The following is a 15,811-nucleotide window of genomic DNA, read 5'->3' on the forward strand; positions in this document are numbered from 1 at the left end:
AAGTTCGGGATCGATAACCGCTGAAAGCATCTAAGCGGGAAGCGAGCCTTGAGATGAGTTCTCCCTGATACTTTAAGTATCCTAAAGGGTTGTCGTAGACTACGACGTTGATAGGCAGGATGTGTAAGCGTTGTGAGGCGTTGAGCTAACCTGTACTAATTGCCCGTGAGGCTTAACCATACAACACCCAAGGGGTTTTGATGGACTCGAAGCAAGAACAGAATTGAATGTGTAGAGAACACAGCAACAGCTTTCCGAATTTTCTCTAGAAATAGAGAGTAAGAATTTGCTTGGCGACCATAGCATTTTGGACCCACCTGACTTCCATTCCGAACTCAGAAGTGAAACGAAATAGCGCCGATGGTAGTGTGGGGTTTCCCCATGTGAGAGTAGGACATCGCCAGGCTTTAAATTTTGGACACTTGCTAAAGCGAGTGATACCACTGCGGAGTGGTAGTTCAGTTGGTTAGAATACCGGCCTGTCACGCCGGGGGTCGCGGGTTCGAGTCCCGTCCACTCCGCCACTTATTTGAGAGTCGTCTCACTAAACACGAACCTCAGGGGTGTAGCTCCAATTGGCAGAGCAGCGGATTCCAAATCCGCGTGTTGGGAGTTCGAATCTCTCCACCCCTGCCATATTTAAAGCCTCAGTCGAAAGACTGGGGCTTTTTTGTGTCTGTTGTTTGGTGATTTTATAGTTTAGTGCCCTATTGTCATAGCCGTTGATTCTACCAATACCTGAAATCAGTAATACCAATCTGGAAAATTAACTGGTCAGGTCTATCCATCTTCTCGAACACATCTTGCTGACTCTGGCCGAGCATTCCAAAAAGCTATTCCAAGCCCTACACACTTTGGAGACAATGTCTTCGTAATCCGCAAAAGACTGATTGGCGAGATAGTGTTGTCTTAACCAACTCCATACTTGTTCTATGGAGTTTAGCTCTGGAGAATAGGGTGGGAGTTTGATGACACTTACGTTATCCAATTCATTGGCAATATCTTCCGTATGCCACCCTGCGCCATCCATAACAACGACTGCATGACTGATATTTGCTTTAAATGCTCTATCATGATGTCTTTGTTCACCCAAGGAACGACCATGGCCTCACCCATGCCTTTTTGGGGACAGACAGAACCAAACAGATACGCATATTCGAATTGTTGTTGCTTCACTGCTCTGGGACGCGTTCCTCTTTCAGCCCATAACCGTGTCGTTGTGTTTTGTTGCCCAAATCGAGCGTCATCCTGAAACCAGATATCAACATGCTCTAAAGCCAAATGACCTGGGATCTTAAGGATCGTTTCGAATTTGAATTGTTTTAAAATCTTCCTGTACTGCTTGAGATTGTTGTGGGTGTCTTGAACGGGAAGTTATCCATGCGAAACCCATATGGTCGAGTAGGTAATAGATAGAATCAGGATGATAATGCTTGCCAAATTCTTTCACGATATAGGCATGGATATCGGCACCGGTAAGTCGTCCACCTTGAGTATCATGAGCTTTATCTTTGATGTATTGGCTCAATTGCTCTCTTTGTTCAGAAGTTAATAATGGTGGTCTTCCCGTTCTTGGCTTTTCCTTCAGCCCTTCTAATCCTTCTTCAAGAAAAGTTTGAACCCACTTATTAACACTGGTTCTGCTCACCTTAAGAAACTTGGCGATTTGGGTGCGAGAGTGTCCATCTTTGAAATGAGCAAGAGCCAGCAGTCTCATTTTCATCTGAATAGATTTTTGTTGGCTTGCGAGCTTTTTAAAGTCGATATTATTGAGGCTATCCATAGCGAATACGTTCTATCGTTGAATGGCCTCAATTAGATCATATTTTTTCTTAGATTGGTATTATTCTGTTCGTCTTTCTTTTTAGTGAAGTCATGAGAGCTGTTATATGCGCAAGTGATATAAAACCGACTTCCTGTTATGATCACGGCTTAAGTCTAATAATTGGAAAGTAAAATCATGCCACATTTTCGATTTCGTGCTGTTGAGCCTCAAGCGGTTCAGGCACTATCAAAACCTCTCACAGATGCACTCCAACCTTTGATGAATAGCCCTCGTGAGGACTTCACTTTTGAGTACATCTACACGACATTTTTTAGTGAAGGAGAAGTCAGTGCCGCCTATCCTTTTGTGGAAGTACTTTGGTTTGACAGGGGACAGGAAGTGCAAGATAAAGTCGCCAAAGTGGTCACTCAGCAAGTTCGTAGTGTTGCAGGCGAAGATATAGCTGTTGCCGTAATATTTACCGCACTCTCACCTCAGGCCTACTATGATAATGGTAAGCACTATTAAGGATTGATTATTATGAAGCTGAGTGTTTTGTTCTGTTCAAGTTTTTTATTCTCGGCTTCTATTTTTGCAACTCCGTGGGAGAAGATCTCGACTCCCACTCATAACTCTTCTTCCTCTATTGGCAGCTATGCTAATGGCTGTTTGGATGGTGCCTCTCCGTTGCCTCTTGAGGGGAAGGGGTATCAAGTTTTGCGTAGTAGATCGAATCGCTTCTATGGTCACCCTAGCACTATCTCGTTTATTAAACAGCTCGCATTCAAGGCCAATCAAGAATTAGATACCACTTTGCTTATCGGTGATTTGTCTTTGCCTCGTGGTGGGCGCTTTTCGTCAGGTCACTCTAGTCATCAAACTGGCTTAGACATTGATATATGGTTGCGATTAGCTGACCAGCCTCTTTCGTACAATGAATTGCAACTGCCCAAACCAATGAGTGTGGTCGATCTAAAGGGGTACTCAATATTAGACAATAGATGGGATGACCGTCACTTTGAACTTATTCGTTACGCAGCGCAGAGTGAAGGGGTAGCTCGTATTTTTGTTCATCCTGTCATTAAAGAGCAACTGTGTTTACAGGAGGATGGTAAAGATCGTAAATGGCTGCGTAAAGTCCGTCCATGGTGGGGACATCACTATCACTTTCATGTCAGATTATCTTGTCCTAGATCGAGTCTTAACTGTGTTGACCAAAATCCGCCTCCACCAGGAGATGGTTGTGGCACTGAGCTAGCGAGTTGGAAGCCTAAGGCTGTTGTATCATCCAATCCTTCTTCAGGAAAAATAGTAGAGACGCCAAAACGCGAGTACATCATTCCATCTCAATGTCAGCCACTTATTCTTACTAATTAAATGGTTGATCCAGCTCTCATCTCGACTTTCGAATCTCTGTTATGAAACTGGAGAAACATCATAGTTTTGTCTACAGTGAATAATACGAATATAAAAATTAACCTAATTAGTTTGGGTGACATGCTATAAGAAACTAAATAAACAAATGGTTACGTGTTTTTGGGTGGTAGTAACGGTTTTTTTTAAGTTCTTTTGTCGCGATACTTTGATATCTGCTCAATATGTTTGTAGCTTGGTAAAACAAAATAGCAATGCAGACAAAGGTATTGAATTGGGTTGAATGGTGTTACCTACCAATAGAGTTAATCAAGGATAAAACCATGACTATGATTTGTGCAAAAGAGTTTGCTGCGTGGTTAAGACACAGGTTTAGCAGTGAGACCAAAGGAGTCTTCTTAACTCGAGAAGATCTGAATCATCTGACAGGGCGTCAACGTCTTGATCCGGGGTTTGTTAATGATGTGCATTACGAACTGATGCAATATGGGATGGCTTTCGTTACCGATACAAGCAGGGAAAACTTTTACTTAGTGCCTGTTGCTCAAGCAGAAAACTGGCGGGATCGACTCGAATACCATTTTGAGAAAGAGCTATTCTGCAACATCTACCCCATCGAAAAATCGGGATAAAAAAAAGGTTCAACTTTCTCCGCAAAGTTGAACCTCATTATTTATGCTAACCCTTGGATAATCACAAACTTCTCTAGTAATTGTTCTTCCGTTTCAACATGATTCGGGTCAGTAATAATGCATTTCGTGATAGGACAAACTGACTGGCAGGTTGGCTTGTCATAATGTCCCTTGCACTCTGTACACAAATTAGGGTCGATTTCAAAAATACTCTCCCCCATGCTGATCGCACCGTTTGGACACTCCGGATCACACATGTCGCAGTTAATGCATTTATCGGTAATGAGTAACGCCATGATTACTTACCAGTCGGGTTACGGGTATCCTGACCTGCGTTTAGGTTGCGCATTAACAGACCAAATTCTAGATCCATATCTTCCGGAACTGGGATAAATACGAAGTGGCCGTTACCTTTTGCGTCGTCAATTGATTCTGACTTACGGTTTTCCATTGCTTCTAGTGTGAAAACAACGTTACCTTTTGGTGTCATTAGCTCCAGGCTATCACCTACAACGAACTTATTTTTCACTTCTACTTCAGCCATGTCGCCGCGACGCTTACCTGTGAATTCTCCAACAAATTGTTGTGCGTCAGACACTGAGTAACCGTAATCGTAGTTTTGGTAAGCGTCATGGGTATGACGGCGTAGGAAACCTTCTGTGTAACCACGGTGAGCCAAGCTTTCCAGTGTGCCCATTAGATTTTCATCAAATGGTTTGCCTGCAACAGCATCGTCAATCGCTTTACGGTAAACCTGAGCAGTACGAGCACAGTAGTAGAACGACTTAGTGCGGCCTTCGATTTTTAGTGAGTGAACCCCCATCTTAGTCAAACGCTCTACGTGTTGTACCGCACGCAGGTCTTTTGAGTTCATGATGTAAGTGCCGTGCTCGTCTTCGTAAGCTGCCATTTTTTCTTCTGGACGGTGAGCTTCAGACAGTAGAACCACTTCATCAGTTGGTTTGCCACGACCGATTGTGGTTTCAGGACGTTCGTCTTGAACTTCGACTGGTTGAGCCTCAGATGGGTCAAATTTCTCAACGATATCGCCTGTGTCGTTTTCTTTTCCTTCTTCAACTTTGTATTCCCAACGACATGCGTTAGTACATGTACCTTGGTTCGGGTCACGTTTGTTGATGTAGCCAGACAGTAGGCAGCGACCTGAATAAGCCATACATAGCGCGCCGTGAACGAATACTTCTAGTTCAGTTTCAGGACAGTGCTCACGAATTTCTTCGATTTCTTCCAGAGAAAGCTCGCGAGAAACGATAACACGTTCAACGCCGTTTGCAGCCCAGAACTTAACGGTTGCCCAGTTTACAGCGTTAGCTTGTACAGAAAGGTGAATTGGCATTTCTGGGAAAGCTTCACGAACCATCATGATTAGACCTGGATCAGACATGATAAGTGCGTCAGGACCCATTTCTACGACTGGTTTGAGATCGCGAATAAAGGTTTTTAGCTTCGAGTTGTGTGGCTGAATGTTACATACCACGTAAAGCTTTTTGCCTAGGGCATGCGCTTCATTGATACCGATTTGTAGGTTCTCGTGGTTAAACTCGTTGTTACGTACACGGAGGCTGTAGCGAGGCTGGCCAGCGTATACTGCATCAGCGCCGTAGGCGAATGCGTAGCGCATGTTTTTAAGGCTGCCCGCTGGAGACAGTAGCTCAGGTACGAATGCTTTCTCAGTTGTCATTGCTCAATTCTCTTATATCTGATCACAAGTCAGGCCAATTCCACCAAGTGGAAATGGGGCGCAAATTTTACGTCAAAATGTGAACTGTGACTAGGGGAATTGTGCTTTTGATGAACAAACGCCCCACAAAAAGTAGGGGCGGAATTCTTAAAAAGTAGGGTTATTTTAGGCGTTCGGGTTTGGTAACCCGCCTAGTGCGTCGTATAGATTTGGCAGAAAGGCACTGAACTCACCACACATCAGTGAAAAGTCTGCATCGAATCGCGCGGCTTGATCTTCACGTGGGATATCGTCATTTTGGTCTTTCAGTTCATCTGAGAACTTCAAACGTTTAATGCCTGAATCCTCTGCCATGATGAACTCGATTCGATCTTGCCAGTTAAGTGCAAGTTTAGTTACCACTTTGTCTGCAGCGATATGATTGCGGATTTCGTCAGTGGTCAGTTCTTGCTTCTTACAACGAATCACGCCACCTTCTTCCAGAACGGATTTCAGTTCTGCTTCATCCATCATCGTGATGCCTTGTGGCGTGTCACCGGTTTTCACCCATTCAGTCAACGTTGTTTCAATTGCAACTTCTGGAATAGCTGGAACGACCGGCAAACTCCCCATGGTTTTACGTAGCAGCGCGAGAACATCTTCTGCTTTTTTGTAGCTACTCGCATCCACAAGGATAAAACCTTCTTTAGGCATGATTAACACATAGGTATGGCTGCTACGACTAAATGCACGAGGCAGCAAATCCATCACGATGTCATCTTTTAGGTTGTCTTTTTCTTTTTTCTTAAGCGGACGACCTTCCTGCGCTTCCATCGCTTCTACTTTGGTATTCAAAGAGTCTTTAATTACTGACGCAGGAAGCATTTTTTCTTCTTTCTTGGCGCAAATCAGAATGCGGTTTTCTGATACGTGAGTCATCATGTCGCCATGTCTGCCCATTGCACTGACCCAGCCAAATTTCTGCTTATCTTGGCTGCCACAAGGGGTGAATCGAAACTCGGCAAGTTGAGTTTCTAGTTGCTCTGCGTTGAAGTTAACCTCTCGGTTAACGCGGTATACCAGACAGTTTTTAAACCACATAAATCTTCTCTAGGCTTGATGACAAGGCACTAATCATAGGAAATTTTTTTGCCGATGTCTTAATAGAAATGAAAAATATCAGGATGAACTCCAAAAGAAAGTTATATGAAAATTTGTTTTCAAAGGTCACAAAAGTGTCATAATTGGTAGTAATAATGCTTATGCATCAAGGGGCGAATTGTCTCTTAAATTCATTAGCTCAACTTACATAAGGTTATTCGGTTATGTCTAGAAGGATTCTGGTTGTTGAAGACGAAGCTCCGATTCGTGAAATGCTCTGCTTCGTACTTGAACAGAAAGGTTACCAAGCGGTGGAAGCGGAAGATTACGACACTGCAGTAACCAAACTGGCTGAACCCTTCCCTGATTTAGTATTACTGGATTGGATGCTACCTGGTGGTAGTGGTATTAACTTCATTAAGCACATGAAGCGTGAAGAGCTTACGCGTAATATCCCTGTTGTAATGCTTACTGCTCGTGGTGAAGAAGAAGATAAAGTTCGTGGTTTAGAAGTAGGCGCGGACGACTACATTACCAAACCTTTCTCACCTAAAGAGCTGGTTGCTCGCCTAAAAGCGGTTATTCGTCGTGTTACGCCAACAGCGCTGGAAGATGTGATTGATGTCCAAGGTCTTAAGCTAGACCCTGTCTCTCACCGCGTTACAGCGAATGATGAAGCCGTCGATATGGGACCAACTGAGTTCAAGATGCTGCATTTCTTTATGACTCACCAAGAACGTGTTTACAGCCGTGAGCAACTGCTAAACAACGTGTGGGGTACCAATGTGTATGTTGAAGATCGTACGGTTGACGTTCATATCCGTCGTCTTCGAAAAGCACTAGAAGCCGCAGGCCACGACAAGCTGATTCAAACCGTACGTGGCGCTGGTTACCGCTTCTCAACTAAGGCATAAATTCACACGCAGCTTATCGGTACCATTTCTGGAGTAATGAGTGGTTGAAAGATTAACGTGGAAAAAGCTGGCCTGGGAGCTGGCTTTTTTTTACACCCCTTGGGTGATAGTAGGTTGGATATTCGGTTATATGCCGTGGATGCTATTAGCAGCGACGGCGTTACAGCTCGCATGGCATTTACATAACCAAGTAAGATTGTCTTCTTGGTTATGGGACGAAAAGCGACTAACTCCTCCTTCAGGAAGTGGCAATTGGGAGTCACTGTTTAACGGCTTATACCGCTTGCAACAACGTCAACGTCGCAAGCGTAAAGAGCTGACCAATTTAATCCGCCGCTTTAGAAATGGTGCGGAATCGTTGCCCGATGCGGTCGTGGTATTCCGCGCTGAAGGCAATATTGTCTGGTGTAACAAGCTAGCTCAGCATCTTTTGGGTTTCCATTGGCCAGAAGATTCAGGTCAGCCAATCTCAAATCTCATTCGTACGCCAGACTTCATTAAGTATCTCAACAAACAAGACTTTTCAGAGCCGTTAGAAATGCGCTCTCCACTGAATGTTGAGCGCATGCTGGAGCTGCGTATCGTACCTTATACTGAAGGTGAGCACCTGATGGTCGTACGTGATGTGAGCCAGTTAAAGCAACTTGAAGGCATGCGTCGTAATTTCTTCGCTAACGTTTCTCATGAGTTACGTACACCAATGACGGTTCTGCAAGGTTATCTGGAGATGACAGAAGATCCAGACATGATTGTCGGCCCTATGTGGACAAAGGCGCATGGTGTCATGACCGAGCAACTTAACCGTATGAACAGCTTGGTGAATCAGTTACTGACTTTATCTAAGATTGAAGCGGCTCCAATGCATGAACTGGAAGATGTCGTGAACGTACCTGCGATGCTCGAGGTGTTGGAAAAAGAAGCAATAAGTTTGAGTGGTGATGACCAGCACAAACTCAAGTTCGATGTCGATGAAAGTCTGCGCGTGTTTGGGGATGACGATCAACTACGTAGTGCAATATCTAACTTAGTGTATAACGCAGTTAAATATACCCCTCCGGGTGCCAACATTAATGTGCGTTGGTTCCAGACTGCTCAAGGTGCTTGCCTCGAGGTAGAAGACAGTGGTGATGGTATTGAGCCGCAGCACTTACATCGCCTGACAGAACGCTTCTACCGTGTCGACAAAGCGCGCTCTAGAGACACAGGGGGAAGTGGTCTGGGCTTAGCGATCGTTAAACACGCGCTCAGCCACCACGATTCTCATTTAGAAATTCAAAGTGAAGTTGGAGTAGGGAGTAAGTTTTCTTTTGTGCTTCCTAGTCGTTTGGTGGCGAAGTAATGGTATTTCGAGTGAGTAAGTTTGTAGGGCTAGTAACTGTGATTGCTTTAGCTTGCACGGGTGCAGCTTCAGCAAAGGATAAGCCGCTGCCTAGTTACCACAAGACAACGGGTATCGTCGGCAATTTGCTGTCGGTTGGATCCGATACCTTAGCTGGCATGACTACCTTATGGGTCGAAGAGTTTCAATCCATATATCCGAACATTAATGCTCAGGTTCAAGCTTCAGGGTCATCAACGGCACCGCCGGCACTGACTGAGCAAACGGCACAGTTCGGACCTATGAGTCGCCCGATGCGCTTGAGGGAAATAGAAGCGTTTGAGAGTGAGCATGGCTATAAACCAACTGCATTGCGTGTTGCAATAGATGCGATCGGTATCTTTGTTCATCAGGATAACCCCATTCAGGGACTTAACTTTAACCAGCTAGATGCGATGTTTTCGGCCACGTTGCGCTGTGGTGAAAGTCAGTTCATCACCAACTGGCACCAGGTGGGGGTTCAATCCGAATGGGCCAAGCGAAACGTGCAACTATTTGGTCGTAACTCGGTGTCGGGAACATATGGTTATTTTAAGAAGAATGCTCTGTGTGGTGGCGACTTCAAGACTCGCGTAAATGAGCAGCCAGGTTCAGCCTCGGTGGTACAGTCCGTCGCTTCTACGATAAGTGGTATTGGTTACTCTGGTGTTGGTTACCGTGTGGCGGGTGTTCGTCTTGTACCTATTGCTAAAAGAGGCACCGGATATATTGATCCAACGCGAGACAACATCCTGTCAGGTAAGTACCCGCTATCGCGATATCTTTATGTATATGTGAATAAGCATCCTGATTACCCACTCACACCTATTGAAGCAGAGTTTATTCGATTTATGTTTTCTGCTCAGGGACAAGCTTTAGTTGAAAAAGATGGTTATGTGCCTATCACGGCAGATTTCGCAGCAAAAGAGTTAAAAAAAGTCGGCTTATGAGCCGACTTTTGCATTACGGCAATGAAGTATCTTTAAAAAGTGAGTGTCCACTTCGCGCTTTCCCAACGCGATTGCTCTTCCTGTAAATCTGCATGCAGCAATTTGTTATTTTCCAGCCATGCTTCATCCGTGCAGGTGAGCGTCCACTCGTCATCTTTGATGGAGAGCGTGATCTCTGGCAGGGGATCGTCATTACGTTGCCCATTTAAGACAATCGAGAGTCGTAATATTTTAATCAGGCTCAACACATCGCTTTGTTTATACAGGTTAAACTCTGGTAATTCATTGAGTTTTAGAGCCTTACGCTGAAAACGTGCCAGCGTGGCCAGAACCATTTGTTGCTCTCGGTTAAAGCCTGGAAGCGTTGAATGCAGAAGAATATAGAACGAATGACGATGGAAACTGCGCAAGTTAATGCTCAGTCCAACTTCATGCAGTAGCGCAGCCCATTCCAATAAGTCGAATAGGTCACTTTTCTTCTTAATACCCAACTCGGAATGAACTTGGTTTAGCATTTCTCTGGCGTGACCTTTAACACGGGCGGCGTGTTCTAGGTCGACACGGTGTTTCTGAGCCAAGTTTTCCGTGGTTCGCATACGTATATCAGAGCGGGCAAAACGCTCTTCCATTTCATACAGCAAACCTTCTCTCAATGCGCCATCGGAGAAAAACATCTGTTCAATTTTTAGTGCCTGGAAAATAGCACTCAGAATCGCAACGCCCGCAGCAAAGACAGGTTTACGTTCATCGGTTAAACCGGTTAGCTGAATATCGTCGATAGAGTCAAACTCACACAAGCTTTCAATCAACTTACTGAGTCTTTTTCCGGTAATCAGGCCATCTTCAAAACCGAGTCCAATCAGCACTTCTTGAATGGCTTTAATCGTTCCCGATGAGCCAAGAGCGATATCCCAGCCTTTCTTACGATACTTGCTGGCGATGGACTCCAGTTTCTGTTCCGCTGCCAGCATCGCTTTGGTGAAGTTTTTGCTAGAGAGCTTGCCATTTTTGAAGAACTGCTCAGTAAAACTCACACAACCCATCTGTTTACTGTTCAGGAGCTCTGGCTCGAACCCCTGACCAATAATCATCTCAGTGCTTCCACCGCCGATATCAACAACGAGCTTTGAGTTTGACTCAACCTGTGTATGTGCCACCCCCAAATAGATGAGGCGAGCCTCTTCCTCTCCTGAAATGATTTCGATCGGGAAAGGCATCACCTCTCTGGCGCGGTTAATAAACAAGTGCGCATTCTTGGCTCGTCTTAGCGTGTGCGTAGCCGCAATGCGGACGTTAGACTCTTCTAAGCCTTGCAAGCGCTCGGCAAACATAGCCAGGCATTCAAGAGCACGCTCCATGGCTGCATGGCTTATATTCATTTCACTGTCGAGGCCCGAAGCCATGCGAACTCTTTGTTTGTGGCGGCTAATTAGCTGAAGGTCGCTACCGACAACCATCGCCACGACCATGTGGAAACTATTGGAGCCGAGGTCGATCGCTGCAATATAGCGTTCATCTTGTTCAAGTATCTGAGACATCAGGTTTTTGTCTTCTGGTTTGCTTTTCTATATTTTTAAGATAGTCGTAGATAGCAATTTGTGAGCGAACTTTTTTTCGGTTACCTCGCGGTACGTAGCTGTTGCTCATCTCTTTATCTATCAATCGTGCCTTTACTGTATCGGTAAAGTGGATGTTAGTTATATCAATAATTCTCTGTTTCAAACGAGGATCACGAATTGGTGTTGCGACCTCGATGCGATGGTCGATGTTACGAGTCATCCAGTCTGCAGACGAGATAAACACCTGTGGGTCGCCATCATTGTGAGTAACGATAACCCTTGGATGTTCCAGGAAGCGGTCTACGATACTGATAATACGTATGTTCTCGCTCACGCCATCAATACCCGGCACCAGTGAACACATGCCTCGAATTATCATGTTTACTTTCACGCCTGCGTTACTTGCCGCATAAAGTCGGGTAACAATCCCTTTATCGACGAGGTTGTTCACTTTGATTGTCATGCTGGCTTTTTTGCCCGCTTTAGCGTTAGCAATTTCTCCATCGATGAGACGATAAATTTGCAAACGTGAATTACGCGGAGAAACCATCAGGTGATTGAACTTCACTGGACGGTATGGGTTCTCGATGTAGCCAAAGACATTACGTACTTCATTAGTGAGCTCCTGATCGGCGGTAAGCAGGGCGAAGTCAGTGTAAATTCTAGCCGTCTTCTCATGGAAATTACCAGTACCGATATGAGCATAACGGACAATCTCTTCGCCTTCTAATCGACTGATGAGCAGTAATTTAGAGTGAATTTTCAAACCTGGGGCACCAAAAATGACGTGCACACCGGCTTCAGTCAGTACCTTGGACCATTCAATGTTTGCTTCTTCATCAAAGCGAGCTTGCAGTTCAACCACGACCGTGACGTTTTTACCATTGTGAACAGCGTCGATCAGTGAGTTCATTAAACGGGAGTCTTTCGCGACGCGATAGATGTTGATTTTTATACCGAGTACTTTGGGGTCAAAGGAAGCCTGACGAACCAATTCGCTGATGTGATCAAAAGTATGATAAGGGTAGTAAAGCAGAATATCTTTGGCCTTAATGGCATCAAAGCTGTTCGCGTAACCTTCAAAGTCGGCACATTTCAGCGATGGCATCGGCTTGTTTTCAAGATAGTCTCGTCCCACGTTAGGGAAGGATATGAAGTCCTTGAAATTTTGGTAACGCCCACCCGGAATAAGGTTATCGTAGCTGGATATCTTCAGTTTGCTGCATAGGATTTCGAGCATAGCTTTCGGCATTTCTCGTTCATAGACAAAGCGAACAGGCATCGCAGTCAGACGCTGGCTAACCCCTTCTGACATCTGCTCCAGCAAGCTGTACTCGATTTCGTTGCGTAAATCGTATTCCGCATCCCGAGTCATTTTCATGGAATAGCCAGCTAGCTCATCATAGTCAAAGAAGCCTTTAAACAGCTCATCTAAACAGTAGCGAATAATGTTATCGAGCAAAATGATGGTCTTGCGACGTTTGCCTTTTTGCTCTGGTACCATCACAAAACGAGGCAGATGATCGGTTGGTATTTCGATCAAAGCATACTTAGAGTGCCCTTCTTTGCGTAACTCAACGGCGATATAAGAGTACTCGTCTTTCAGAAATTGAAGAACGTCAATTTCGTCTTTCATCATCAGTGGGGTAATGTGCGGCATGACCTCATTACGGAAGTACTTGGTGACCCATTTTTGTTGGGTCTCATCCAATTGCTGCTCATTCACTAAGAAAATGCGACGTCGAGCCATTTCTCGTATTAATTCACTGTATAGCTCGTCGAATTGTTCGTTAAGCTTGAGGGCTTTAGCTTGCATTCGGGACAATAAGCGTTTGGAGCTGTCGCTACCACCTCGCTCTTGGTTGATCAGAATTCTGCGTTTTACGTCTGCAAAGCGTACTTTGTAGAATTCATCCAGATTGTTGGAAAATATCCCGAGGAATCTAATACGCTCGATCAGAGGGACAGTTTTGTCGGCAGCTTCTTGTAATACGCGTTCATTGAACGATAACCAGCTAAGCTCTTTTTCTATATATAGTTTTTCAACGCTCATAACTTTACCTAGCCAAAAAGTGAAGAGTTACATACTCATTATTGTTGGAATTATTGATGAGTGAGAACATTATGTTATTTTCGTTACAGTTTTATTTCATACCACTTATTGCATAAGAGTTGTATTCTTTTCAGGTGGTTAATGTGATCTGTAATATAATTGTCATCTTAACGACATATTCTAGTACTGAGTCAAAAAGGGTAGAGAGATAAATGGCACAAGCCGAGTTTTCATTGCAGGAAAAAGATAAGAAACGATTGATAAAAGATCGTTTGTTTCGACTTGCAGTGACTTCTGGTGGTGTCGGTGTGCTCGCTGCGCTTATTTTAATCTTTGTGTACTTAGCGATGGTGATCATCCCTCTGTTTTCGGATGCGAAAATAGAGACGAATCATTCGATGAGAAGCGCTGACGTGGGTGAACCATTAGCGATATCTGTTGATGATTACGCTCAACTTGCTTTTGTATTGACCAAAAGTGGTCAAGTCCAGTTCTTATCTATGGATGAACCTGAAAAGTCTGCGTTATATACCAAGCAGATCGTGTCTCATCCCGTTTCTTTTTCCCAATCTGCTCCCGGGCGTGGCTGGTATGGTTTAGTCGATGATCAAGGGAAGGCGCATATCTTTAAGCCTGAGTTTAATGCCACTTTAAGAGAGAATACTCGGCCACCAGAGATTGTCGCTTTCAATACAAACATGAATTTAGATCTGACCGATGTGTCTGATCCAGTTGTTCAGTTTGCTTTTAGTACCTCATCTAAGGCGCCAACGATTGTCTGGCAGACGCGCAGTGGTGAAGTCAAAGCGCGTTGGCAGGCTTCATCTCTTTTAGGCGACGAACCAAGCACGATAGATTTTACCTTTTCTGCTGGCTTCAATTATCCGGATCAGGTGTTGCTAACACCGGATGGCGAAACCCTCTACCTACGCGACGGTTCAGAGCTGATCGTTTTAAAGAAAGAGAAGTTTTCATTTGTAGTACGTGAGGTTGTTGACCTGACACAAGGCGATAGCAAGCATTCGGTGCGCACCATGGATTTGCTCTCTGGCGCGTATTCGCTGCTTGTCACACACAATGACGGCAGTGTGTCGCAATGGTTCGATACCTTGCAAGGTGATAAGCGAACGCTGACCTACATCCGCGATTTCAAGTTGGCGTCTGAGCTCAAGTACCTATTACCTGATTCTCATCGCAAAGGTTTTTATAGTTTCTATACCAACGGCACCGTGCAAAGCCACTATACCACCAGTCAAAAGTTAGTACTCTTTAAGCGAGCCTATAAGCAGGCTCCGGCCATCGCAGCTATGTCGAGTAATGAGCGCTACTTAATTACCTGGCAAGATGGCAAGCTCAATGTTGCGGTGGTTGATAACCCATATCCTGAAGTGTCTCTGTCCTCTTTGTGGCAAGATGTATGGTACGAAGGTTATCCAGAACCAGAGTTTGTCTGGCAATCGACTTCAGCCAGCGATGATTTTGAAGCCAAATTTAGTTTGGTGCCCATCGCGTTTGGTACCATCAAAGCCGCAATGTTTGCCATGTTGTTCTCGGTACCATTAGCGGTATTGGGCGCGATTTATACGGCTTATTTTATGTCGCCTCGAATGAGAAGAGTTGTCAAGCCGTCGATAGAATTGATGGAAGCTCTGCCAACGGTAATTATTGGTTTCCTTGCCGGACTTTGGTTCGCGCCTATTGTAGAAGATCACTTGATCACCGTAGTGGTAATGTTATTTGTTTTTCCGTTAAGCACGATGGTCATGGGTGGGCTATGGGCTTTGCTTCCGCATTCATTACGCAACAGGCTACCAAATGGGTGGCATGCGTTAGTACTGATGCCTGTACTGTTGCTGCTTACTGGATTGGGAATATGGCTTTCTCCAACGATTGAAGAGTTCTTTTTCGCAGGCGATATGCGATTGTTCCTTACTGAACATGGCATAGGTTTTGACCAACGTAACGCGTTAGTAGTGGGACTCGCGATGGGCTTTGCCGTCATTCCAACCATTTTTACTATTGCAGAAGATGCCATTTTCTCGGTTCCAAAGCACCTGTCTGATGGCTCTTTAGCCCTTGGTGCGACGCCATGGCAGACGCTGATTTATGTGGTTCTTCTAACGGCAAGTCCGGGCATATTTTCAGCCGTAATGATGGGCTTGGGACGTGCAGTCGGTGAAACTATGATCGTATTAATGGCGACGGGTAATACGCCGCTCATGGACTGGAATATATTAGAAGGTATGCGAACTCTGTCGGCAACCATTGCTGTCGAGTTACCAGAATCAGAAGTTGGCAGTACGCATTTCCGATTATTGTTTCTTGCTGCATTAATTCTGTTCGTGTTCACCTTTGCGGTGAATGCGCTTGCAGAGTTTGTCCGCCAAAGACTGAGAGATAAATACCGTGCTTTGTAATAATAGTTTGA

Annotated in this window: 12 protein-coding genes, 2 tRNA genes, 2 rRNA genes and 1 pseudogene; 11 read left to right on the plus strand and 6 right to left on the minus strand. The window is 44.8% G+C overall.

The annotated features are described in order from the left end of the window. The 4 genes from WJM94_RS08985 to WJM94_RS09000 all read left to right on the plus strand — a co-directional run. Positions 1-180 (plus strand): 23S ribosomal RNA (locus WJM94_RS08985); the annotation flags it as partial. 109 nt (positions 181-289) lie between these two features. Further along, a 5S ribosomal RNA gene (rrf, locus tag WJM94_RS08990) occupies positions 290-406 on the plus strand. A gap of 41 nt (positions 407-447) precedes the next feature. Further along, positions 448-524, plus strand: a tRNA-Asp gene (locus WJM94_RS08995). A 35-nt stretch (positions 525-559) separates the two neighbouring features. Continuing rightward, positions 560-636 (plus strand) — tRNA-Trp (locus WJM94_RS09000). Between the two features lie 130 nt (positions 637-766). On the opposite strand, the pseudogene WJM94_RS09005 reads toward WJM94_RS09000, so the two are convergent. Then, positions 767-1,783: pseudogene (locus WJM94_RS09005) on the minus strand (IS630 family transposase). A 177-nt stretch (positions 1,784-1,960) separates the two neighbouring features. On the opposite strand from WJM94_RS09005, the gene WJM94_RS09010 reads away from it, so the two are divergent. The 3 genes from WJM94_RS09010 to WJM94_RS09020 all read left to right on the plus strand — a co-directional run bounded on the left by WJM94_RS09010 (position 1,961) and on the right by WJM94_RS09020 (position 3,771). Continuing rightward, positions 1,961-2,293, plus strand: coding sequence for a DUF1904 domain-containing protein (locus tag WJM94_RS09010; protein ID WP_444493922.1), 333 nt, complete (start codon positions 1,961-1,963; stop codon positions 2,291-2,293). Positions 2,294-2,305: 12 nt separating this feature from the next. Continuing rightward, positions 2,306-3,142 (plus strand): penicillin-insensitive murein endopeptidase, encoded by an 837-nt coding sequence (mepA, locus tag WJM94_RS09015; protein WP_444493923.1) that lies wholly within the window; start codon positions 2,306-2,308, stop codon positions 3,140-3,142. 320 nt (positions 3,143-3,462) lie between these two features. Continuing rightward, positions 3,463-3,771 (plus strand): hypothetical protein, encoded by a 309-nt coding sequence (locus WJM94_RS09020; RefSeq protein ID WP_444493924.1) that lies wholly within the window; start codon positions 3,463-3,465, stop codon positions 3,769-3,771. A gap of 41 nt (positions 3,772-3,812) precedes the next feature. On the opposite strand, the gene WJM94_RS09025 is transcribed toward WJM94_RS09020, so the two are convergent. The 3 genes from WJM94_RS09025 to rdgC form a co-directional block, all read right to left on the minus strand. Further along, on the minus strand, positions 3,813-4,067 hold the full coding sequence (locus WJM94_RS09025; protein WP_444493925.1) for a YfhL family 4Fe-4S dicluster ferredoxin: 255 nt from the start codon (positions 4,065-4,067) through the stop codon (positions 3,813-3,815). Between the two features lie 2 nt (positions 4,068-4,069). Then, positions 4,070-5,470 carry a prephenate-dependent tRNA uridine(34) hydroxylase TrhP gene (gene trhP, locus WJM94_RS09030; protein ID WP_444493926.1) on the minus strand — a complete coding sequence of 467 codons (1,401 nt, stop codon included), beginning with the start codon at positions 5,468-5,470 and terminating at the stop codon, positions 4,070-4,072. Positions 5,471-5,635: 165 nt separating this feature from the next. After that, the gene (gene rdgC / locus WJM94_RS09035) at positions 5,636-6,550 is read right to left on the minus strand and encodes a recombination-associated protein RdgC (RefSeq protein ID WP_444493927.1); all 915 of its coding nucleotides are present in this window, start codon (positions 6,548-6,550) and stop codon (positions 5,636-5,638) included. A 224-nt stretch (positions 6,551-6,774) separates the two neighbouring features. On the opposite strand from rdgC, the gene phoB reads away from it, so the two are divergent. The 3 genes from phoB to WJM94_RS09050 are packed head-to-tail and all read left to right on the plus strand — an operon-like array spanning position 6,775 to position 9,771. Further along, the gene (gene phoB / locus WJM94_RS09040) at positions 6,775-7,464 is read left to right on the plus strand and encodes a phosphate regulon transcriptional regulator PhoB (RefSeq protein ID WP_005460184.1); all 690 of its coding nucleotides are present in this window, start codon (positions 6,775-6,777) and stop codon (positions 7,462-7,464) included. 40 nt (positions 7,465-7,504) lie between these two features. Beyond that, the gene (gene phoR / locus WJM94_RS09045) at positions 7,505-8,803 is read left to right on the plus strand and encodes a phosphate regulon sensor histidine kinase PhoR (protein ID WP_444493928.1); all 1,299 of its coding nucleotides are present in this window, start codon (positions 7,505-7,507) and stop codon (positions 8,801-8,803) included. Beyond that, positions 8,803-9,771 carry a PstS family phosphate ABC transporter substrate-binding protein gene (locus WJM94_RS09050; RefSeq protein ID WP_444493929.1) on the plus strand — a complete coding sequence of 323 codons (969 nt, stop codon included), beginning with the start codon at positions 8,803-8,805 and terminating at the stop codon, positions 9,769-9,771. Before phoR ends, WJM94_RS09050 begins: the two co-directional genes overlap by 1 nt. A gap of 32 nt (positions 9,772-9,803) precedes the next feature. On the opposite strand, the gene ppx is transcribed toward WJM94_RS09050, so the two are convergent. Continuing rightward, the gene (gene ppx / locus WJM94_RS09055) at positions 9,804-11,309 is read right to left on the minus strand and encodes an exopolyphosphatase (protein ID WP_444493930.1); all 1,506 of its coding nucleotides are present in this window, start codon (positions 11,307-11,309) and stop codon (positions 9,804-9,806) included. Further along, on the minus strand, positions 11,293-13,383 hold the full coding sequence (ppk1, locus tag WJM94_RS09060) for a polyphosphate kinase 1 (protein ID WP_444493931.1): 2,091 nt from the start codon (positions 13,381-13,383) through the stop codon (positions 11,293-11,295). Before ppk1 ends, ppx begins: the two co-directional genes overlap by 17 nt. A 212-nt stretch (positions 13,384-13,595) precedes the next feature. Between ppk1 and WJM94_RS09065 the strand changes: the two genes are divergently transcribed. Continuing rightward, on the plus strand, positions 13,596-15,800 hold the full coding sequence (locus WJM94_RS09065; protein WP_444493932.1) for an ABC transporter permease subunit: 2,205 nt from the start codon (positions 13,596-13,598) through the stop codon (positions 15,798-15,800). Positions 15,801-15,811 lie beyond the last annotated feature (11 nt).

Source organism: Vibrio sp. YIC-376, assembly GCF_052353105.1.
GTDB lineage: Bacteria > Pseudomonadota > Gammaproteobacteria > Enterobacterales > Vibrionaceae > Vibrio.

Bases quoted from the DNA above. Each gene is read 5' to 3' on its own strand.
- WJM94_RS09010 (WP_444493922.1), top strand. From the start codon at position 1,961: ATGCCACATTTTCGATTTCGTGCTGTTGAGCCTCAAGCGGTTCAGGCA.
- mepA (WP_444493923.1), top strand. From the start codon at position 2,306: ATGAAGCTGAGTGTTTTGTTCTGTTCAAGTTTTTTATTCTCGGCTTCT.
- WJM94_RS09020 (WP_444493924.1), top strand. From the start codon at position 3,463: ATGACTATGATTTGTGCAAAAGAGTTTGCTGCGTGGTTAAGACACAGG.
- WJM94_RS09025 (WP_444493925.1), bottom strand. From the start codon at position 4,067: ATGGCGTTACTCATTACCGATAAATGCATTAACTGCGACATGTGTGAT.
- trhP (WP_444493926.1), bottom strand. From the start codon at position 5,470: ATGACAACTGAGAAAGCATTCGTACCTGAGCTACTGTCTCCAGCGGGC.
- rdgC (WP_444493927.1), bottom strand. From the start codon at position 6,550: ATGTGGTTTAAAAACTGTCTGGTATACCGCGTTAACCGAGAGGTTAAC.
- phoB (WP_005460184.1), top strand. From the start codon at position 6,775: ATGTCTAGAAGGATTCTGGTTGTTGAAGACGAAGCTCCGATTCGTGAA.
- WJM94_RS09050 (WP_444493929.1), top strand. From the start codon at position 8,803: ATGGTATTTCGAGTGAGTAAGTTTGTAGGGCTAGTAACTGTGATTGCT.
- ppx (WP_444493930.1), bottom strand. From the start codon at position 11,309: ATGTCTCAGATACTTGAACAAGATGAACGCTATATTGCAGCGATCGAC.
- ppk1 (WP_444493931.1), bottom strand. From the start codon at position 13,383: ATGAGCGTTGAAAAACTATATATAGAAAAAGAGCTTAGCTGGTTATCG.
- WJM94_RS09065 (WP_444493932.1), top strand. From the start codon at position 13,596: ATGGCACAAGCCGAGTTTTCATTGCAGGAAAAAGATAAGAAACGATTG.